This is a genomic window from Ruegeria sp. AI2, from assembly GCF_056541275.1.
On the sequence record NZ_JBQFYB010000001.1, the window covers coordinates 1,109,506 to 1,130,132 of the forward strand.

The 20,627-nt window shown below is 57.3% G+C and carries 22 protein-coding genes; 17 read left to right on the forward strand and 5 right to left on the reverse strand.

Features of this window, described 5'->3' with window-relative positions; all coding sequences use genetic code 11:
• The first annotated feature begins 12 nt into the window (after positions 1–12).
• The 8 genes from ACR0LL_RS05550 to ACR0LL_RS05585 all read left to right on the forward strand — a co-directional run bounded on the left by ACR0LL_RS05550 (position 13) and on the right by ACR0LL_RS05585 (position 8,327).
• Positions 13–510, forward strand: coding sequence for a TadE/TadG family type IV pilus assembly protein (locus tag ACR0LL_RS05550; protein WP_480584591.1), 498 nt, complete (start codon positions 13–15; stop codon positions 508–510).
• Positions 507–1,154 carry a TadE/TadG family type IV pilus assembly protein gene (locus ACR0LL_RS05555; RefSeq protein ID WP_480584593.1) on the forward strand — a complete coding sequence of 216 codons (648 nt, stop codon included), beginning with the start codon at positions 507–509 and terminating at the stop codon, positions 1,152–1,154. The genes ACR0LL_RS05550 and ACR0LL_RS05555 overlap by 4 nt, the downstream gene beginning before the upstream one ends.
• Positions 1,154–2,380 (forward strand): CpaE/TadZ family protein, encoded by a 1,227-nt coding sequence (locus tag ACR0LL_RS05560; RefSeq protein WP_480584595.1) that lies wholly within the window; start codon positions 1,154–1,156, stop codon positions 2,378–2,380. The genes ACR0LL_RS05555 and ACR0LL_RS05560 overlap by 1 nt, the downstream gene beginning before the upstream one ends.
• Before the next feature lie 12 nt (positions 2,381–2,392).
• Positions 2,393–3,781, forward strand: a complete 1,389-nt coding sequence (locus tag ACR0LL_RS05565; protein ID WP_480584597.1) for a TadA family conjugal transfer-associated ATPase — start codon at positions 2,393–2,395, stop codon at positions 3,779–3,781.
• On the forward strand, positions 3,778–4,746 hold the full coding sequence (locus tag ACR0LL_RS05570) for a type II secretion system F family protein (RefSeq protein WP_480584599.1): 969 nt from the start codon (positions 3,778–3,780) through the stop codon (positions 4,744–4,746). Before ACR0LL_RS05565 ends, ACR0LL_RS05570 begins: the two co-directional genes overlap by 4 nt.
• Positions 4,747–4,759: 13 nt before the next feature.
• Positions 4,760–5,752 carry a type II secretion system F family protein gene (locus tag ACR0LL_RS05575; RefSeq protein WP_480584600.1) on the forward strand — a complete coding sequence of 331 codons (993 nt, stop codon included), beginning with the start codon at positions 4,760–4,762 and terminating at the stop codon, positions 5,750–5,752.
• Positions 5,753–5,899: 147 nt separating this feature from the next.
• Positions 5,900–6,577: an orotate phosphoribosyltransferase gene (locus ACR0LL_RS05580; RefSeq protein WP_267366868.1), complete on the forward strand. Its 678-nt coding sequence runs from the start codon at positions 5,900–5,902 to the stop codon at positions 6,575–6,577.
• A gap of 259 nt (positions 6,578–6,836) precedes the next feature.
• On the forward strand, positions 6,837–8,327 hold the full coding sequence (locus ACR0LL_RS05585; RefSeq protein ID WP_267366870.1) for a replicative DNA helicase: 1,491 nt from the start codon (positions 6,837–6,839) through the stop codon (positions 8,325–8,327).
• Between the two features lie 155 nt (positions 8,328–8,482).
• Here ACR0LL_RS05585 and ACR0LL_RS05590 read toward each other — a convergent pair whose 3' ends face one another.
• Positions 8,483–9,022: a GNAT family N-acetyltransferase gene (locus ACR0LL_RS05590; protein ID WP_480584602.1), complete on the reverse strand. Its 540-nt coding sequence runs from the start codon at positions 9,020–9,022 to the stop codon at positions 8,483–8,485.
• Between the two features lie 240 nt (positions 9,023–9,262).
• On the opposite strand from ACR0LL_RS05590, the gene alr reads away from it, so the two are divergent.
• From alr to ACR0LL_RS05605, 3 genes are read left to right on the forward strand one after another with little or no spacing between them, the layout of a single operon-like run.
• Positions 9,263–10,297 (forward strand): alanine racemase, encoded by a 1,035-nt coding sequence (alr, locus tag ACR0LL_RS05595; RefSeq protein WP_480584603.1) that lies wholly within the window; start codon positions 9,263–9,265, stop codon positions 10,295–10,297.
• Positions 10,294–11,076: an MlaE family ABC transporter permease gene (locus tag ACR0LL_RS05600; protein ID WP_209503739.1), complete on the forward strand. Its 783-nt coding sequence runs from the start codon at positions 10,294–10,296 to the stop codon at positions 11,074–11,076. The genes alr and ACR0LL_RS05600 overlap by 4 nt, the downstream gene beginning before the upstream one ends.
• The gene (locus tag ACR0LL_RS05605; protein ID WP_480584605.1) at positions 11,073–11,819 is read left to right on the forward strand and encodes an ABC transporter ATP-binding protein; all 747 of its coding nucleotides are present in this window, start codon (positions 11,073–11,075) and stop codon (positions 11,817–11,819) included. Before ACR0LL_RS05600 ends, ACR0LL_RS05605 begins: the two co-directional genes overlap by 4 nt.
• Here ACR0LL_RS05605 and ACR0LL_RS05610 read toward each other — a convergent pair.
• On the reverse strand, positions 11,816–12,244 hold the full coding sequence (locus ACR0LL_RS05610; protein WP_480584607.1) for an acyl-CoA thioesterase: 429 nt from the start codon (positions 12,242–12,244) through the stop codon (positions 11,816–11,818). The genes ACR0LL_RS05605 and ACR0LL_RS05610 overlap by 4 nt on opposite strands.
• Positions 12,245–12,348: 104 nt before the next feature.
• Here ACR0LL_RS05610 and ACR0LL_RS05615 point away from each other — a divergent pair, with 104 nt between their 5' ends.
• From ACR0LL_RS05615 to ACR0LL_RS05640, 6 genes are all read left to right on the forward strand, one after another.
• On the forward strand, positions 12,349–12,798 hold the full coding sequence (locus ACR0LL_RS05615) for a paraquat-inducible protein A (RefSeq protein WP_480584609.1): 450 nt from the start codon (positions 12,349–12,351) through the stop codon (positions 12,796–12,798).
• A 67-nt stretch (positions 12,799–12,865) separates the two neighbouring features.
• Positions 12,866–14,227, forward strand: a complete 1,362-nt coding sequence (radA, locus tag ACR0LL_RS05620; RefSeq protein WP_480584611.1) for a DNA repair protein RadA — start codon at positions 12,866–12,868, stop codon at positions 14,225–14,227.
• Positions 14,228–14,267: 40 nt separating this feature from the next.
• The gene (locus tag ACR0LL_RS05625) at positions 14,268–14,861 is read left to right on the forward strand and encodes a CvpA family protein (RefSeq protein WP_267364181.1); all 594 of its coding nucleotides are present in this window, start codon (positions 14,268–14,270) and stop codon (positions 14,859–14,861) included.
• Positions 14,862–15,514: 653 nt separating this feature from the next.
• Positions 15,515–17,038 (forward strand): amidophosphoribosyltransferase, encoded by a 1,524-nt coding sequence (gene purF / locus ACR0LL_RS05630; RefSeq protein ID WP_480480629.1) that lies wholly within the window; start codon positions 15,515–15,517, stop codon positions 17,036–17,038.
• 298 nt (positions 17,039–17,336) lie between these two features.
• Positions 17,337–17,585, forward strand: coding sequence for a hypothetical protein (locus ACR0LL_RS05635; protein WP_480584613.1), 249 nt, complete (start codon positions 17,337–17,339; stop codon positions 17,583–17,585).
• A gap of 42 nt (positions 17,586–17,627) precedes the next feature.
• A complete protein-coding gene (locus ACR0LL_RS05640; RefSeq protein WP_267364183.1) occupies positions 17,628–18,272 on the forward strand; it encodes an SDR family NAD(P)-dependent oxidoreductase in 645 nt (214 codons plus the stop codon).
• 60 nt (positions 18,273–18,332) lie between these two features.
• On the opposite strand, the gene ACR0LL_RS05645 is transcribed toward ACR0LL_RS05640, so the two are convergent.
• From ACR0LL_RS05645 to tatB, 3 genes are all read right to left on the reverse strand, one after another.
• The gene (locus ACR0LL_RS05645) at positions 18,333–19,175 is read right to left on the reverse strand and encodes an ATP-binding protein (protein WP_480584615.1); all 843 of its coding nucleotides are present in this window, start codon (positions 19,173–19,175) and stop codon (positions 18,333–18,335) included.
• 117 nt (positions 19,176–19,292) lie between these two features.
• Positions 19,293–20,171, reverse strand: coding sequence for a twin-arginine translocase subunit TatC (tatC, locus tag ACR0LL_RS05650; RefSeq protein WP_267364186.1), 879 nt, complete (start codon positions 20,169–20,171; stop codon positions 19,293–19,295).
• Entirely contained in the window at positions 20,168–20,626 is a 459-nt protein-coding gene (gene tatB / locus ACR0LL_RS05655) for a Sec-independent protein translocase protein TatB (protein ID WP_267364187.1), read from the reverse strand. Before tatB ends, tatC begins: the two co-directional genes overlap by 4 nt.
• Position 20,627: the final 1 nt, after the last annotated feature.

Below are 20,627 nucleotides of genomic sequence, written 5' to 3' on the forward strand. Positions count from 1 at the left end.
GGCTGAGGGTTCATGTTTATTCGCCTCAAATCCCCTTTCAAGCGCTTCGCCAAAAGCGACGATGGAGCGATCCTTGTCGAGTTCGGCCTCGTCATGCCGATTATGCTGCTGCTGTTGGCGGTGACACTGGAATCCGCACGCCTCATGTGGTCGTACCAGTCGGTCATTGCCGGTGTCCGGGATGCCAGCCGCTATATGTCGCGCGTCACGCCCTCGGATATCTGTTTGTCTGGCGGAACTGTCGCGGGGCTCAGCACAACTTTGAAAGGGATCGTCGAGCGTGACATTCACGGCAACAGCCTGTTTCCGCCCAGCATAACCGTCAACTCGGTAACGCCCAGCCTGTCCTGCGTGTCAGGCACGTATCGCATGAACCCGGCACCCGTCGGTCAGGTAAGCGCCAATATCACCGTTCAGTTCCCGCTGGGGGGCATTCTGAAGCTTTTCGGCAGCGGCGCGTCATCGATAACCACCGACGTCGCTGACACATCGCGGATATTTGGCCAATGACACGGTTGCGAAATAACCGCGCCATCTTGCGCCGGGTCGCGGACAAGATGCTGCGCGACCAAAATGGTGGGGTTCTTGTTGAGTTTGCCTTGGTTGTGTCCCTGTTTTCCTTCCTGTTCCTGGCATTGCTGGACTTTGGTCGACTATCATACAGCGGAGTGAACGCGCAAAAAGCCGCACAGTTGGCGGCGCGCATCGCTGTGGTGCGCCCTGCGGCCTGTCCGGGTGTGCCACAAACCCACACGCGGGGAACATCCGCGTTGTCCCCTCGCTTTGGCACCCCATGCAGTGCGTCGGCTGGCGTATGTGCCGACCCTGTAACGCCAGCTTGTGTGGGTGACGCCACCAACACCACAGCATCTGAAATCTGGGGGCGCATCAACCCGTTGCTGCCCCCCGGCACGACGATTGACGCCTTGCAGTTTTCCTATGATTTCAATTCCAATCTGGGCTTCCTGGGTGGCCCTTACACGCCCATGGTCACGGTTGAGCTGAACCTGAATGATTTTCAGTTCGTGTCGCCGCTGGCCGCGCTTGCAAATGCCGCGGGCGCGAGCAGCAGCACAATTCCTTCAACAGCCGGGTTTTCCAATTTCAGCGTTTCGCTGCCTGCCGAAGACCTGGCATCAGGAGAGTCAGGTTAATGGTTAAGAACGTTTCCAATCTCAATTCACATTCTGTCATGCTTGTATCTGAAAGCGAAACCGTCGCTCAGGTGGTCGCCAATGCCTTTCCCGCCGGTCAAAATAACGAAATCTCAGAGAATGCGGGTTCTTTCAAAGCTTTGAACGGAACAGCACGCAATCTGGCATTCAAGCATGACCTGGTTATTTTCGAAATCGACCCCTGCGACGCGGGCGAGGTTCTGGCTGTCAAAGACCTGCTGACCCATCGACAAGACGACACCTTGTTTGTTGCGCTGACGCAGAATGACGTTTCAATCTCGGTCGCCCGCGAGTTGCGGAAAATCGGCATCGACGAGGTTCTGCCCCTGTCCATTGACGAGGATGGGCTGAAAGCTGCAGTAGCAGAAAAAATCTCGTCCCGATCACTTCCGCAAGGGTTCATTCGAAATGGCCCCTCTGCCCTTGGCACGGTGATCCCGGTTGCAAAATCCCGCGGTGGAATCGGAGCGTCAACGGTCGCAGTCAACCTTGCCTGCTCACTGGTGGGCGGGAAAGGATCCTTCCTGAGGAAAAAGGCGAAAAGCCGCGTCGCGCTTCTGGATTTTGATCTGCAATTCGGAAACGCGAACGTGTTTCTGGATCTTGAAGATAACGGGGGATGCCTCCAACTCATCGAAAATCAGGAAGAGCCGGATGATCATTTCCTGACGTCGATCCTTCAGAACCATGCGCTCGGCATTGATGTGTTGTGCGCGCCCGCGCCGCTGGTTCCGCTTCAATCCATACGACCGGGCTTGATCGAAGGGATGCTCGACCTGCTTCAGCGCCGGTACGACTATGTTGTCATCGACCTGCCCTGTGCCGTTGTGGAATGGGTCGAACCTATCTTTAAATGCGCGAACCAACTTGCACTGGTTACTGACACCACGGTTCCGTGTGTTCGCCAGACCCGACGCCTGATCGATTTCTATCGCGAGGCGAACGTGGCCCTGCCGGTCGAGGTTGTCGTGAACCGCGAACGGAAGACGCTGATCAAACCCGCACACGTTCGTGAGGCCGAAAAAGTGCTGGAAACGAAACTGAAGCACTGGCTGCCGGACAACCCCAAGATTGCGCGAAACGCGGTCGATCTGGGACGACCGATTGTGGACATGAAGCCGCATTCGGATCTTGGCAAGGCCCTGACGAAACTGGCTGCGTCCATGTCCGAAGGCACCCGGCCAGCCACACAAAAAACTGCATAATGGGAGATCGCCGTGTTTAACGAGTACAAATCACGCCGGGCCGCGTCCAAGTCGAACGTGTTGGTTCTGGAACGGCCGATCGAGGTGCCAAAGTCCAAAGCAACACCAGAGCCGGTGGACGTTGACCTGCAAGCGCATCTGGAGCTTAAAAGCCGTCTGCACAGCGAGCTTCTCGACCGACTGAACCTGTCAGTGATCGACAAGGTCGAACGGTCCGAACTGAAACGTCAGATCGCCGCGCTGGTCACCGGGCTGATCGAGGCCGAACGCCTTCATTTACGGTCCGAGGCATTTACGGCCCTTGTTGATGAGCTCATTCACGAAGTAATGGGTCTGGGCCCGCTGGAACCTCTTTTGGAAGACCCGACGATCAACGACATTCTCGTCAACTCTTATGATCAGGTCTATGTGGAACGCTTCGGCCTGCTGGAACAATCCTCCGTACGCTTCCGCGACGAACGCCATCTGCTTCGGATTATTGACAAGATCGTCAGCCGGGTCGGCCGCCGTATTGATGAATCCCAGCCATGGGTCGATGCGCGTCTGGAAGATGGAAGCCGGGTCAACGCGATTATCCGCCCGTGTTCAGTTGATGGACCGGCGCTGTCGATCCGCAAATTCTCGCGCAATCCTCTGACCATCGACAAGTTGGTCCAGCGGGACAGCATGAACGAACAGGCCGCCAAGCTTCTGGCCGCGCTGGTCGAAGCCAGGCTGAACATTCTGATTTCTGGCGGCACCGGTTCGGGCAAGACAACAATGCTGAACGCCGTTTCATCCTATATCGACGGCAAGCAGCGTATCGTGACAATTGAAGATGCGGCCGAACTTCAGTTGCAGCAAAGCCATGTCGTCCGCTTGGAAACCCGTCCCCCCAACTCGGAAGGTCAAGGGGTGATTACGCAGCGGGATCTGGTGCGCAACGCGCTCAGGATGCGGCCTGACCGCATTATTGTCGGCGAAGTCCGTGGTGCCGAATGCTTTGACATGCTTCAGGCCATGAATACGGGACATGACGGCTCCATGACGACCGTACATGCAAACTCGGCCCGCGATGCGCTCAGCCGGGTCGAACAGATGGTGACGATGCTGGGGGCGGACCTGCCCGTCAGAACCATCCGGTCTCAAATCGCCTCGGCCATTCAGATCGTCCTGCAACTCAGCCGACTGAGCGACGGGACACGCAGGGTCGTCAGTATTTCCGAAATCACGGGCATGGAAGACGATACGATCACGATGCAGGACATCTTTGTCTTCAAGCGCCGTGGCAAGTCTGAAAACGGCGACGTTCTGGGAGAGTTCCTGCCAACCGGAATACGGCCAAAATGCTTCGACCAGCTGGTGGCGGCGGGTGTCGATGTGGACACCAACATGTTTATTCACGGGGCGACGGCATCATGATTGACCTTCAGCCCAACATACTGAACATCCTGATCTACGTGTCGATTTTTCTGGGTATTCTGCTTGCCTACGAAGGCGTTCACCAGCTTCTGGCGCGCAAGGAAACGCATGGCGAAGCCAGAAACCGCCGCATGAAACTGATCCAGAACGGGGCTTCGACGGATCAGGTGTTGCAGCTGCTTCGCGATCCCGCAATGCTGGCTGCTGGTGAAAAAGCCGGGCTGATTACGCGGTTTCGCCGTCTGCTTGTTCAAGCTGGTTTGGCGGTCAACCCGGTTTGGGTCGTGCTCGCCGTCTCCCTTCTGGTTTTGATGATCTTTTTCGGGGCCTCCCGGTTCCTTGCACCGGAACTGGCAGTCATTCTGAGCGCTGTGTTCGGCCTCATCGGCCCGGTTATCGTGCTGGTCGCCATGAAAGACGCCCGCGCGAAGAAACTGACGAAACAACTGCCAGACGCGTTAGACCTGATGGCCCGAGGGTTGAAGGTGGGGCACCCCGTTGCGGTGACGGTTGGAAACGTTGCCTCTGATCTGCCGGATCCGATCGGGTCAGAGTTTGGCATCATCAAAGACCAGATCAACTATGGTGATGACGTCGCGACCGCCTTTCACGACTTTGCGCACCGCGTCGGAACAGAGGATGCAAAATACCTTGCCGTAAGTATCGGCATTCAGCATGGAACCGGCGGCAACCTGTCCCGCGTTCTAAGCATTCTGTCCCAGACCATCCGGGACCGACACACGATGCAAAAGAAGATCAAGGCAATTTCCGCCGAAGGTCGCCTGAGCAGCCTTATCCTCACGATTTTGCCGGTCATCATTTATCTTTCGATCGAGATCTCCACGCCAACATTTTACGGCGACGTACGCAGCGATCCGCTGTTTCCGTATTTCGCCCAGGTGATCATTGGCCTGACAATTGCCCAGGGTTTCATCTTGAAGCGGCTGGTTAAATTCAGATTCTAAGGGGAATTGGGATATGGATATTCTTCAGGACATTCTAAACGATCCGCGCGTCACACCGCAGTTGATCCTGTTGGTCGGAATTGCCCTTAGTGTTTTCTTTGTCGTCATGGGCCTTTCCGGATTTACGGCAAGTGAAAACACGGCAGCACGCCGTATGCGCGTTGGGTCGGTTTCACAAGGGCATGGGCAGGATTTTGACCTAATCCAGGGTGACAACAGCGACCCGCACGGGCTGCTGAAAGCCTTCGTCCCGTCGTCAAAACGCGAACGCTCCAGGATCGGGAAGCTGTTGAAACAGGCCGGAATTCGGCAAAAGCACGCCATTCGCACCTATTATACCTTTCGGGTCGTCCTGGGATTTGTGTTGCCTGCCGCGTTCGTCGCAACCATGGCTTTGCCGATCGAAACGCAAGTTCAGTTAGGGATCGCCGACCTTTTGCAGGGTGTTACCTGGATAAACACAATGCAGATCGTGACGGCACTGATGGTCCTGGGCTTTTATGGCCCGGCACTGTGGTTGCGGCGCCGCATAAAGAAACGCCGCCAGGCCATCGAACACAGCCTGCCTAACGCGCTTGACCTGTTGCAAGTCGCCATCGAGGCCGGGCTGGGCTTTGACGCGGCGATGATCCGGGTCTCGCATGAAATGGCCAAGGCAGCTCCGGAAATCTCGCAGGAGTTTTCGGTTCTTCAACTGGAGTTGCAGGCAGGCAAAGAACGTCAGGTCGCCTTTCTGGACATGGCGAACCGGGTCGGTATCGACGAGATGAACTCGTTCGCGAACGCCTTCTTGCAATCCAACCAGTACGGCACCAGCATATCCGCATCGTTACGCCGCTTCGCCACTGACATGCGGCTTGACCGAGAGCTTCGCGCCCAGGAAAAGGCAAACCGTCTGCCTGTGCAGATGTCTGCTGTGATGGCCATGTGCATGATGCCTGTCCTATTGTTGATTTGTCTGGCACCAATGCTGATCCGGTGGGTCAACATGTTCGGGCAAGGGTAACGCAGCGACACTGTTGTTCGCATAGCATTATGCCGGAAACAGCGGACCTTAGGGGGGTCCGCTTTTCTTTTGTTCCAACAGCTCTCGACTCCGGGCCAAGGGTCGGGCTATCAGCCCGAAACATCTTTTCATCGCCGAGGTCCCGCCATGATCCCCAGTTCTTTTCCCGACAGCACTGAAATCGCTCGCCTGACGGCCCGGATGCTGCTGGAGATCAAGGCCGTCCATTTCAACGCGCGCGAGCCGTTCACGCTGGCAAGTGGCCTTCCCAGCCCGACCTATATCGATTGCCGCAAGCTGATCTCCTACCCGCGCATTCGTTCCACGTTGATGGATTTTCTGACCGTTACGGTGATGCGGGACGCGGGTTTTGAAGCCTTTGACAACATTGCGGGCGGCGAAACTGCGGGCATCCCCTTTGCCGCGATGGTGGCCGAACGTATGGCATTGCCGATGACCTATGTGCGCAAAAAACCCAAAGGTTACGGGCGCAACGCCCGTATTGAAGGCGCGATGAGCGAAGGTGAACGTGTGCTGCTGGTCGAGGACCTGACTACCGATGGCGGTTCGAAACTGTCCTTCGTCGATGCAATTCGCGAAACTGGTGCCACCTGCGGGCATACGGCTGTGATCTTCTACTACGGTATCTTCCCCGAAACCGAGAAGACGCTGGGCGACCATGGTGTAAAGCTGCATCACCTTTGCACGTGGTGGGATGTTCTGGCCGAGGCCAAGGCGCAAAAAGCCTTTGATCAGGAAACACTTGACGGGGTCGAGGCGTTTCTGAACGACCCGCGAGGCTGGCAGGATGCGCGAAAATCGTGATTTTCAGCCTGTGGATGGCTTGGGGATAGTTGATTTTCGAATCGCATCAAAGCGCGCCTATCTAGTCAAGATATCTAGCCAACACACCAAATGTTGCGGTAACGCTGCGCCCGTGTAAAACTAGGGCTAAGTTATCCCCATTGGGGTGGGCAGTTATCCCAAGGCGGGGGGCAGTTATACCAACTTACCCCCATTCATTTGCAGATAGCTTGAACCGGGGTGTGGCGTGTAGAACCTCGGAACGGGCAGCGGGGACATGATGAACGAGATCAGCAGTATCGAGCAGGCAGCGGCGCATATTCAGAACGCCGAAACCATGCCGCATTCCATTGAGGCTGAACAGCAGCTTCTGGGTGCAATTCTGACGAATAACGACCTTTACGACCGGGTCGCTTCGATCATTGGGTCCGAGCATTTCTATGACCCGGTTCATGCCCGCATTTATGAGGTCGCCGCCGCACGCATTGCAAAGAACGCGCTGGCTTCGCCTGTGACGTTGAAATCCTTCATGGCCGAGGATGAGGGCCTGAAGGAACTGGGCGGGCCAGCTTATCTGGTCAAGCTTGCCGGCGCGTCGATCAGTGCCTTTGCGGTACATGACTACGCCCAGATGATCTATGACCTCGCCATCCGGCGCGAGTTGATCCGCTTGGGCCGCGACATCTCCGACAAGGCCGCGCGGGTCGATGTAGCCAGCGAACCGAAAGAACAAATCGTCGAGGCCGAACAACAGCTTTATCAGCTTTCCGAGCAGGGCCAGACCGAACAGGGGTTCCAGTCCTTCCTCAAGGCGGTCACAGAAGCCGTCAATGTCACCAACGAAGCCTACCAGCGCGGTGGCGGCATGGCTGGGATCTCGACCGGTCTGGTCGATCTCGACAAACAACTGGGTGGTCTTCACCCCTCGGACCTGATCATTCTCGCAGGTCGTCCGTCGATGGGGAAAACCTCGCTGGCGACCAACGTGGCCTTCAACGTGGCCAAAGCATACAAACGCGGTCTGAAACCGGATGGTTCCGAAGGCGCAATTGACGGCGGGGTCGTCGGCTTTTTCTCACTTGAGATGAGCGCTGAACAGCTGGCCGGGCGCGTTCTGGCCGAGGCGTCCGAAATCTCTAGCCACAAGATCCGTCAGGGCGACATGACCGAGGCCGAATTCCGCCGTTTCGTGGATGCGGCCAAAGAACTTGAAGCCTGCCCGCTTTTTATCGACGACACGCCCGCCCTTCCGATTTCTCAGCTTGCCGCACGCGCGCGACGGTTGAAACGCACACATGGGCTGGACCTGCTGGTGATCGACTATCTACAACTGTGCCGCGGCATGTCCGACAACCGGGTTAACGAGATTGCCGAGATTTCGATGGGCATGAAAGCAATCGCCAAAGAACTGAACATTCCGGTGATTGCCCTGTCGCAGCTTTCCCGCCAGGTCGAAAACCGCGACGACAAACGTCCGCAACTGTCTGACCTGCGTGAATCAGGCTCGATCGAACAGGACGCCGATGTCGTGATGTTCGTGTTCCGCGAAGAATACTACAAAGAACGTGAAAAACCCGGCGATCACGAGCTTGAGAAGATGGAAGAATGGAAGCAGGCCATGGAACGCCTGCACGGCAAGGCCGAGATTATCGTTGGCAAACAGCGCCACGGTCCTATCGGCACGGTCGAGCTGTCATTCGAGGCGCAATTCACCCGGTTTGGCAATCTAGTCAAGCCGTGGCAGCAGGGTGGCGAGATCGAAGGTTATTGATCGCGAAAGGACAGCCTTACTTGGGTTTTCCTGACCTTCCTTTGATTGTTGGCAAAGCAATAACGTTCTCTGAGCTTTTCGCGCGATTCAGGATCTGGTGCGCGAACCAAGAATGAGGTCCGCCCACCTGTTTTCTGACAGATTGAACCCCGCACTCACCAAAGCGTCGGATTGTTCAACGCAGACACGCAGTGCGACGGGCCGCTAAGTGGCGCAAGCGCCTGACCATCCAGCGACTGCCCCAGCCAGCCATGCGGATGGCTCAGCTTTAGCGGCGGTTGTGCAGTGGCCTCAGAAATCTGCTCAAAACCTGTTTTTCGATAGTAAGCGGGATCACCATAGGTGAGTGCCACGTTCACGCCTGATGCCCGCAGGCAATCCAGACCATAGGCAATCAAAGCCTGTCCAACCCCGGCTTTTTGCCTGTCTGTTCGGACAGCCATAGGCGACAGGATAAATACCCGGCGCGCATCCTGTGGAAACAGCATTCGGGAAAAGATGGCGCAGCCAAGCAGCACCTGATTGCGTCGCGCGGTGCACACCATCAGGTCCTGTGGTGGGGTGGTATCGATCATCTCTTGAACAAAAGCTTCGATAACCGCCCCCTCGTCCGGGCCTTCCGACGCCGAAAATACTTCTGCGAAAAACCGGGCTGTTTCGGACGGATCTGGCGTTTGTTCGGTATAAAAATCCATGATTTCCTCGGCATATGCCGCAGCACCGTTTATTGCCGCGATGGGACGATCTTGTTCTCAACATCACTTTAACACCTATGTGAAGACAATCCCGAAAACGGCTTAATACAGCAGTAAGTCGCCAAAATGTCTGCTTTTTTGGGTGTTTTCCGCCGTATCTGTCGCATGGTGGGCGCAATCTGTCGCGGAAAAAGCCCTTTCCCTCTTGACCTTGGACGGCGCAATGTCATGAACAGTCCCATGAGTACTGCACGTTTGACGATCAATCTTCAGGCCCTCGCCAGAAACTGGCGGGCACTCGACGCGAAAACCGGGGTCGAAACCGGCGCCGTGGTCAAGGCAGATGCCTATGGGTTGGGCGCAGGACCTGTCAGCGACACGTTGGCAGAAGAAGGTGTTCGCAAGTTTTTCGTGGCTGCCGCAGAAGAAGGCGCAACCGTTCGCGAGGCAGTTGGCCCCGGCCCGGTGATTTTCGTTTTTTCGGGACATATGGAAGGCGATGCCGACCTGCTGCGCGGCAACGACCTGATACCGCTGATCAACTCGCCGGAACAGTTTCAACGCCACACAGAGGCCCTGCCCGACCACCCGTTTGGTATCCAACTGGACAGTGGCATGAACCGGCTTGGTCTTGAACCTGCCGACTGGGCTGAGTTGCGTTCCAAGGCCGAAGCCTTGAACCCGGCGCTCATCATGTCTCATCTGGCTTGCTCGGACGAGCCGGACCACCCGATGAACCAGCAACAACTGAAAATCTTCCGCGAGATGACTGATGGGGTCGCCGCGCCGCGGTCTCTGGCGGCGACGGGCGGGATGCTTTTGGGGCCTGAGTTTCATTTCGATTTCTGCCGCCCGGGCATCGGCCTTTACGGCGGCATGCCCTTTGCCGGTGCAAAACCCGTTGTAACCGTCGACCTTCCTGTCATTCAGGTGCGCAAGTTGGCCGTGGGCGAGACCGTGGGTTATGGAAACACCTGGGTGGCGCGTCGGCCGTCCCGGATCGCCACCGTTGCTGCCGGATATGCAGATGGCCTGCATCGCGCCATTGGCGGCGGCATCGACACATTTGCGGGCGACCAACCCTGCCCGGTTGTTGGACGTATCTCGATGGACCTGATCACCGTGGACGTCACAGACTTACCTAAGGACCCGGAGCGTCTGCGCATTCTCAATGGTCATCAAACCGTTGATGATCTGGCCGAGGCCGCTGGTACGATTGGCTATGAAATCCTGACATCCATGGGCAATCGCTATTCGCGGGGCTACGTGGAATGAACCCAATCAGCGCGCTGGGCGGGCTGGGCCGCACCGTGCTGGGCCTGCTTGCGGCCTTTGGCCGGGTGGCCCTGTTCGCGCTTGATGCAGTGTCGCATATCCTGCGCCCACCCTTCTATCCGCGTGAATTCGGGATGGCCCTGCTGAATATCGGCTGGCTGTCCCTGCCCGTCGTCGGCCTGACCGCCATTTTCACCGGCGGCGCGTTGGCTTTGCAAATCTATGCGGGCGGTGCACGGTTTAACGCCGAGGCGGTGGTGCCCCAGATCGTCGCCATCGGCATGGTGCGCGAACTTGGCCCGGTTCTGGTCGGCCTGATGATCGCCGCGCGTGTGACCTCGTCCATCGCGGCCGAGATCGCCACGATGAAAGTGACCGAACAAATCGACGCTCTGGTCACGCTGTCGACCCATCCGATGAAATACCTTACTGCTCCACGTGTGCTGGCCGCGCTGATCACCGTGCCTGCACTGGTCGCCGTAGGTGACGTTATCGGGATTGCGGGCGGGTACACTGTCGCTACGCAGAATCTGGGCTTCAACCCGGCGGCGTATCTGAAAAACACGGTCGATTTCCTTGAGATGCGCGACATTGTATCGTCTCTGGTCAAAGGCGCGGCCTTTGGCGTGATCGCGGCTATCATGGGTTGCTATTACGGCATGAACTCGGGCCGTGGCGCACAGGGTGTCGGTCGCGCTACCAAAGGGTCGGTCGAGGCCGCAGCCGTGTTGATCCTCGCCGCAAACTTTGTTCTCACAGGGGTGTTCTTCTCGCTATGATCCGGATGGAGAACGTACATAAAGCCTTTGGCGATAACCGTGTGTTGCAAGGCATGAACCTTGAGATTCCCAAAGGCACCTCAATGGTGATCATTGGCGGCTCGGGCACCGGCAAGTCGGTGGCATTGAAGTGCATTCTGGGCTTGATCCACCCTGACAGTGGCGTGATCTACGTGGACGGCAAAGATGCACAATCCGGTGACAGGGATGCGTTTCTGGCCAGGTTTGGAATGTTGTTTCAGGGCGGTGCTCTGTTCGACTCGCTGACCGTCTGGCAGAACGTCGCCTTTCGCCTGCTGCGTGGATCCTTGAAACGTCCAACCGAGGAAGCGCGCGAGATCGCCATCGAAAAACTGCGCCGCGTGGGCCTGAAATCCGACGTGGCCGACCGTTTTCCGGCAGAACTGTCAGGCGGGATGCAAAAACGCGTGGGCCTTGCCCGCGCCATCGCCGCCGAGCCTGAGATTATCTTTTTTGACGAACCCACCACCGGCCTCGACCCGATCATGTCCGGCGTCATCAACGACCTGATCCGCGAAATCGTGACCGAGATGGGCGCCACCGCGATGACCATCACCCACGACATGAGCTCGGTCCGCGCGATTGCCGACAACGTTGCCATGCTGCACGGAGGCGTGATCCAGTGGACCGGCCCGGTCGGTCAGATGGATGCCTCGGGTGATCCTTATGTGGAACAGTTTATCAGCGGGAGCGCCGAGGGGCCGATTGAGGCGGTGCGCTAATCCTCCTCACTCACTAGCCAGTTTTTCGCGCTTGCGACAACCTCATCTGGAAGCAATTCGGCTTTTCGAGTTTCGAGATTTAACAAGACGCATTTGAACACTGTTGAGAATACAGTTTTTCTGTCGGCAGAGCGCAGCAATCTGTGTCGGAAGGTGACCGACTTTCCGCCTATTTCTAGTACCTCACTCTCCATCTGAATTGCCTCCCCCGCTCGAAGTTCGGCGAGGAAACTACTCTCCGCATGTACGACCGCAAATGAGAGCTTCCGTCCCGAACGCATATCGTCTGCGTTCAGTCCCATCTCCGATTGGATAGCAAACACCGAATCTGAGCAAGCCGCAAAGTATCGCGAGACATTCATATGCCCCAGAAAATCGCAATCCGAAGGATCAACAATTGACTTGAAAGCCACAAAAGCTGGCATTTGACTTCTCCCCACTGACAAAAACGAGTTTGAATTCTTGAATTAAGCTAACACATAACTGAAACGCGTCGCCCGATTGGCGGCGGAACACCTAAAAAGTAAATATGACCCTCCGCCTCGCCACCCTCTCCCTCCTGATCCTCTACCCCATCGCGTGGTTCGCCCCGCTGATGCGCGCAGGGTTTCTGCCGATCTTTGGCCTTAGCGAAATCAGCGTCATCACCGGCCTCCAGTCGCTTTGGAAATCCGACGTCTTCCTCGCGCTGATCGTCACCATTTTTGCCCTTTTCGCGCCCTACATCAAAACCATCGGCACCGCCCTGATCCAGTGGAACCTGCTGGATGCCCGGGTGCAGCCTGCGCTCAACATCCTTGGCAAGCTGGCGATGGCGGATATCTTCCTGATCGCGCTTTACATAACGCTGGCCAAAGGCATCTCTTACGCCACTGTTGAGACCGCATGGGGTCTTTACCTGTTCACCGTCTGCATCCTTGCCTCCATCGCTTTGGGCATTCTCACCGAACGCCAATGCAAAACCATCGCTCGGACATAGGGCGCTGACAACGAGGAAAGCCCAGCAAGGGCTTGAAGAACCGTCCGTCCTCGGGCACCAAGACGTCATGGCAAAACCAACCTTCTCTTGCTCCGCCTGCGGCGCATCCCATTCCCGCTGGTCGGGCCGCTGCGACGGATGCGGCGAGTGGAACTCGATCATCCAGGACGTACCTCTGTCGGCAGGCCCAGCCAAGAAATCGCTGGGCTCGAAACGCGGACGGTCGATGACGCTCACCGATCTGTCGACCGAGGAAACCCCGCCACCCCGCACACTCTGCGGAGTGGAAGAGTTGGACCGGGTGCTTGGTGGCGGGCTTGTTCCCGCATCTGCCCTGTTGGTGGGCGGCGACCCCGGCATCGGTAAATCCACCCTGCTGCTGCAAGCGGCTGCCCGATTTGCCCGTGCTGGCGTCAAGACGATCTATGTCTCGGGTGAAGAAGCCAGTGCGCAGGTTCGCATGCGGGCGCGCCGCCTTGGGCTGGAAAATGCGCCGGTGCAACTTGCTGCCGAAACCAACCTGCGCGACATTCTTACCACGCTTGAAGCCGAGAAACCCGGTCTGGCGATCATCGACTCGATCCAGACCATGTGGGCCGACAATGTCGACAGCGCGCCGGGGTCCGTGTCGCAAGTCCGGGCGGCTGCTCATGAATTGACCACCTTTGCGAAACGGCACGGCGTGTCGATCATCATGGTCGGACACGTCACCAAGGAAGGCCAGATCGCAGGCCCACGTGTTGTCGAACACATGGTCGATACGGTGCTGTATTTCGAGGGCGAGCGCGGCCATCAGTTTCGTATTCTGCGGGCGGTCAAGAACCGCTTTGGTCCCGCCGACGAAATTGGCGTATTCGAGATGACAGGCAAAGGGCTGGCGCAGGTCACCAACCCCTCCGCTCTGTTCCTGTCGGAACGCGGTACGCCCAGCCCTGGCTCTGCCGTCTTTGCCGGGATTGAGGGCACTCGGCCCGTTCTGGTCGAATTGCAGGCCCTTGTCGCCCCGTCCCCCCATTCGCAACCCCGCCGCACCGTCGTCGGCTGGGATAGTGGGCGGCTGGCGATGATCCTTGCCGTGCTCGAAGCGCGTTGCGGCATTCCTTTTGCGGGTCTCGACGTCTATCTGAACGTGGCCGGCGGGTTGAAAGTCAGTGAACCCGCCGCCGATCTGGCCGTTGCTGCCGCACTGCTCAGCGCGCGCGAGGACACAGCCCTGCCCGCAGACACCGTCGTTTTCGGGGAAATCTCGCTATCCGGGGCACTTAGACCGGCTCCGCAGACAGAAAACAGGTTGAAAGAAGCACAAAAACTTGGTTTCACAGCGGCAATAGCTCCGGCAGGTGGCAAAACCGGTACTGTGGCAGGTCTGACACTCACCCGACCCTCAGATTTGGTGGGGTTTGTTGGCGAAACCTTCGGAGCAGGTTAAAGTCGCGCCTTGAGGGGCAGAAAAAGAACAGGCGAGGGCCATGGAAGGTTTTACTATAATCGACGGGGTGGTTGCCCTGATCATCGTGCTGTCAGGCTTGCTGGCCTACTCGCGTGGGTTCATGCGCGAAGTTCTGGCCATCGCGGGTTGGGTTGCGGCGGCCGTTCTGGCGTTCATCTTCGCCCCGCAGGCTGTACCTCTGGTCAAGGAAATCCCGGTCGTCGGAGATTTCCTGCGTGACAGTTGCGAACTGTCCGTGATCACCGGGTTTGCAGCGGTCTTTGCGGTGGCGCTGATCGTCGTCAGTATCTTCACACCGCTGTTTTCATCACTGGTCCAGCGCTCGGCCCTTGGCGGTCTGGATCAGGCTCTGGGGCTGTTCTTCGGCATCGCTCGTGGCATTCTTCTGGTTGCGATCGCATTCTTCGTTTACGACACCGTCATGACCGGCCAGTCTTACACAATTGTTGATGAAAGCCGGTCGGCCAAGGTGTTTGAACAGTTCAGCGGCCAGATTGAGGAACAAAACCCCGAGGCGGCTCTGGGGTGGGTTACGACTCAGTATGAACAGCTGGTCGCCAGTTGCACGGCAGGAAACGCTGAACCGGCAACAACTGCACCTTCCAACGGCTGATAGAGGCAGATCACCAATTCATGAAAGCCCGGCCCTGCCGGGCTTTTTTGTTGCAGATCAGACAAACCCCTCGCCACCGCACACGGTGCAGCGGATTGTTTTCAAGCCAAAGCATCCGTCACATCGACTGAAAATCGGTTTTCCAAAGATATCTCTGCTTTTGGCGATCTCACCCGCTCCGTTACAGATCTGGCACGACGCGCGCCCCAATCCTCGGCACCGATGGCACCGCTGCCTGATCCGTTCCTGGTTCTTGTGAGGAGGTTTATGCTGCCACATTCAGGTCCCCCCGAGGTGCTGAGTTTTAGCAGTTAATGTATGCAATCAAATGCATGACAGCACATATGTTTGCGCATGTCACCATCTTCGTTTTTCTACGTCGACATGCGTAAACTTGGCCTGCGGCATTTGGCTATTGTGATCCTTTGATGACAGCCACGCCAATAGGCATTATGTGGGGGCCAACCCGCCACGGAATCGGAGCCACCGATCTTGTCCTTTCTGTATGAATGCGCGCTGATCGCAGTGATGGTCGCCCTAACGGTGTCTTGTTCCTGTGTAGCGAACATTTTCGCTTTGAAGATGCAGAAAGTCCGGTGCCGAACTGTGGCCAATCCTCGAATGAAATCGTCATAGAAGTTGGAGCCCCTTAGATGTGTGGGATTTTAGGAATCGCAAGCCGGACACATGATGTCTTTGCGGAGATCTATGACGGGTTGCTGATGTTGCAGCACCGGGGTCAGGATGCCTCGGGGATCGTGACCTACAACGGCGAATTCTTCCGGGAAAAGAAAGCCAATGGTCTGGTCAAGGACGTGTTCAACGCCCAGGATGCTGAAACCCTTTTGGGCCATGTCGGCATGGGGCATGTTCGTTATCCCACGGCCGGATCACTCAGCGCGGCCGAAGCACAACCTTTCTTCGTGAACGCACCCTACGGTATCTATCTTGTTCACAACGGCAACATCACCAACACAGCGGAACAGCGCGAGAAAGTGACCGGGAAATACAGTCGTCACCTGCGCACCACATCGGATTCGGAAATCCTGCTGAACGTGCTGGCCGACAAAGTGGCTGACGCCATCAAGGTGAACGGCAATTCGGATCCGATCCGAAACATCTTTGCCGGTGTGAAGATGACGATGGAGCGGGTTCAGGGCGCCTATTCAGTCATCTGTCTGGTGGCAGGTGTTGGCATGCTGGCGTTCCGCGACCCATTTGGCATTCGGCCCCTTTCGGTCGCAAAACGCAATGTCGACGGTCAAGGGGACGATTATGCCTTTGCTTCGGAAGACGTAGCCTTTGGCATCAACAGTTTTGAAAAGCTACGCGATCTGCGCCCGGGCGAAGCCATCCTGATCGACCTGAAAGGCAACATGCACGAGTTTCAGGCCGTCGAAGGCAAGCTGACGCCCTGTATCTTCGAGTATGTGTATCTGGCACGTCCGGATTCACTGCTGGACGGTGTCTCGGTTTATAAAACCCAGATGCGCATGGGACAGACGCTGGCGAAACAAATTCAGGACTCGGGCCTGGAAATCGACCGGATCATTCCCGTACCCGACAGCGCCCGCCCCGTGGCACTGGAAGCGGCAAAAATCACCGGCATCCCCTATCGCGAGGGGTTGGTGAAGAACCGCTATGTCGGGCGTACCTTCATCATGCCGGGTCAGGCCGAGCGACAGAAATCCGTCCGCCGCAAGCTGAACGCCGTTCCGCTGGAATTCGAAGGCCACAGCGTTCTGTTGATCGACGATTCCATCGTGCGCGGCAACACCATCAAAAAGATCGTTCAGATGTGCCGCGACGCCGGGGCCAAGAAGGTTTATGTGGCCAGCGCCTCGCCGCCGGTCAAATACCCCAATGTCTATGGCATCGATATGCCGACCAAGGCCGAGCTGATCGCAAATGGCAAAGAGATCGAAGAGATCCGTGAGGAGCTGGGCGCTGATGCACTGTTCTATCAGCATCTGGAGGACCTGATCTGGGCGGCCCAGGAAGGCAACCCGGACATCCAGGGATTTGATTGTTCCTGCTTTGATGGCAATTACATTACAGGCAGCGTTAGCGCGGATTACCTGGACAGTCTGGAAAACAGCAGCCGCGTCAGCCAGAAACGCGCGGATATGCAAGTTCCGGGCGGGTCGTGGAATGCGGCTAAACTCGCCTCAGGCTGAAAGACTCCGCCCACCGAGTGCACGTCCAGCTTCTGTTCAGACCGCGAATCAAACCGTTCGGCATGCAGATAGGACAACCCTATTCAGGGTGGCTCGCATCTATACTGTTCCACCGATGAGTGGAAATCTGCCACAACCCGGCGGCGATTCTTGCACGATCACAGGGACTAACAAATGGGTCGCTACGTCGTGAAGCGTGGAGTCTGTGTGGGTCTTTTGCTTACCTGATCGTTTTGGTATCGGGCGGCAACCACTCACTCGAAATAAGGGGTTCGGAACTCATGCCGGGCCACGGACCATGTCAAACACCAATGTCAAAAGCGCGGCCACACAGCAGGGCGCGTTAAACAAGAACTCTGTTTCTGTTCTGGGGGTGTTCGGGCCCATAACCGAACTGCACGCCTTGGTACGCCTGTCATCGGGCCGCGTGAAAGAGGTTGAACCCGGAAGCCGTGTCGCCTCGGGTACGGTGATAGCAATCGACGAACAGGGCATCATGCTGCGACAAAGCGGCCAGACCAAGCGGATCGCCATTCCCGGAAGCTAATCGCGACTTGACGCCCCTCGCGCAGGGGTTCAAACCGCAGCCATGACCGATCAGACAAAAATCGCCCTTATCACCGGGGCCTCTCGCGGGTTGGGCGCTGCGCTGGCCGAAGCGCTGGCACCTGAATACCATATCGTCGCCGTCGCCCGGACCACCGGCGGGCTGGAAGAGCTGGACGATCGTATCAAGGCGAAGGGCGGGTCAGCCACTCTGGCCCCCATGGACATCACCGATCCAAACGCCATGGCGACCCTGTGTCGTGGCATCCATGACCGTTGGGGCAAGGTTGACCTGTGGATGCACACAGCCATCCACACATCAGCACTGACGCCAGTGCATTTTGTTGACCCCAAGGAATGGGCCAAGGCGATCAACACAAATGCAAACGCGACCTCGGTTCTGATCCCCTATGTCTCACCCCTTCTGGGCGAGAGTGGCCATGCGGTGTTTTTTGACGATCCCAAGGCTGGCGAGAAATTTTATGGAATCTACGGTGCCACCAAGGCCGCGCAGATGGCTCTGGCCCGCAGCTGGGCCGTCGAAACCGAACGCACCGGTCCGCGGGTTTCGGTTGTCGAACCCGCGCCGATGCCCACGGCCGTCCGTGCGCGGTTTCATCCCGGGGAAGACCGGAGCGTGTTGAACAGCACCAAGGATGAAGCTGCGCGGATTCTGGCACTGCTTTAGGAAATGGCCCTGACGGGCCATGCCTCTGGCGGGGATATTTGCAGCCAGGTGAAGCCTGGATCAGGTGATATGAACGCCGTTGCGCCCGGCCAGATCGACGAAGAATTGCCAGGCGACACGGCCAGAGCGCGACCCGCGCGTAGCTTGCCACTCAATTGCCTCGGCGCGCAAGATCTCTGCATCAACAGAAACGCCATAGGCGGCGCAATAGCGGTCGATCATCGCAAGATACTCGTCCTGATCACAGGGATGGAACCCAAGCCACAGGCCGAAGCGATCCGACAGCGAGACTTTTTCTTCGACCGCCTCGGAAGGATTGATGGCGTTGGAGCGTTCGTTTTCGATCATATCCCGCGGCATCAGGTGGCGACGGTTTGAAGTGGCATAGAAGACCACATTCTCTGGCCTGCCTTCAATACCACCATCCAGAACAGCCTTGAGAGATTTGTAGTGCTGGTCATCGTGGCTGAACGACAGGTCATCGCAAAACAGTATGAACCTGTAGGGCGCTGCGCGCAGATGGTTCAGCAACCGCGCCACCGTCCCCATATCCTCGCGCTGCAATTCGACCAGTTTAAGGTCGGCATAATCAGCGCTCAGAGAGCCGTGCACGGCCTTTACAAGGCTGGACTTTCCCATCCCCCGCGCACCCCAGAGCAGCGCGTTATTTGCCTTGTACCCTGCCGCAAACCGGCGCGTATTGTCCATCAACGTGTCGCGAGAGCGATTGATGCCGACCAGGAGATCCAGATCGACCCGGTTGACATGTGTAACAGGTTCCAGTCGATCCGGCTCGACATGCCACACAAATGCCGGAGCAACGGCAAAATCAGGCGCCGCCAAAGGAGCCGGTGCCATGCGTTCCAACGCCTCGGCGATACGGTTCAGGGCATGGTCGTCCATATGGGCCTCCGGTTTTGTCTTGAGGGGTTCAAAGCACGTTCCAATTGGCACAACAAGAGTTTCAAAAGAAAAAGGCGCGCCCATGGATGGCGCGCCCTTTTGTTTTCGTCGACAGATTTACTTGTCGTCTTCGAATTCCTGCATCAGGTCATCATCCGCTTCCGCTTCATCATCGTAATAACCGTCAGCGCGCAACTGGTCCTCGCGTTTCTTTTCTACTCGCGCGACCAGGAAGATCGAAATCTCGTACAGGCCGTAGACCACCACAAACAGAATGATTTGTGTGATGACATCCGGTGGTGTGACGACTGCGGCCAGAACCAGAATGCCGACCACCGCATATTTACGAACAGCGCCCAGCCCCTCGGCACTGACCAGTCCTGCCTTCCCCATGAGAGTCAGGAGAACCGGCAGTTGGAAACATAACCCAAAGGCCACGATGAACTTGATCGTCAGGTTCAGATATTCCTGGGCTGAGCCCTGGAACACCACACTCAGCGGTGCCGCGTTGACCCCGTCGGCCACGGCTTCACCCTCAGCCCCGAATTGCTGGAACCCGAGAAAAAAGTCATAGGCCAGAGGCGTGACGACGTAGAAGGCAAAGCTTGCGCCCAGGAGAAACATAAAGGGCGAAGCCAGCATGAAAGGCAGGAACGCGTTTTTCTCGGACTTGTAGAGGCCCGGTGCTACAAAGCGCCACATCTGCATCCCGATATAGGGAAACGCCAGAATGAACCCACCCAATAGGGAAACCTTGATCGCAACAAAGAACCCTTCCTGTGGGGAGATGAAGATCAGGCCACAATCCTGCCCGCGCTCAGCCAGAACGTCACACAGGGGATTGGTCAGGAAATTGAAGATCGGCGTCGCCACTGAAAAACAGATGATCATACCGACCAGAAACGCCACAACGCTATGGATCAGCCGTGTGCGCAGTTCGGCCAGATGTTCGATCAACGGGGCCGAAGAATCGTCAATCTCGTCGGTTTTGCTCATGTCTTGCTTTCAGTGTTCAGCGCGGCTTCGGCCTCTTCTGCCTTGGCCAGCGCATCGGCTGCTTCCTTGGCCTTGCGCTCGGCGGTGGCACGGGCGGCTGACGCCTGAACCTTTTTGGCCTGCTCGGCCCGCTCGGCCGCTAGTTTACCCGTTTCGCTGTCAGGGTCGAACTTTGTGGGATCGATGCTTTTCGCCATCTCCTGCGCGGCTTGCTTGACACCGTCCATGGCCGATCCCACAGGGTTCACGGCAGCGTTGAGACCTTTCTTGATCTCATTCACTCCGGCCTGATCGGCAGCCTCGTTCATGGCGCTGCTGAACTCGCGCGCCATGCCGCGTGCCTTGCCGACAAAACGTCCGACATTGCGGAACAGCACCGGCAGGTCCTTTGGCCCCACAACGATCAGGGCAACGATGCCGATGACCAGAAGCTCGGTCCAGCCCAGATCAAACATC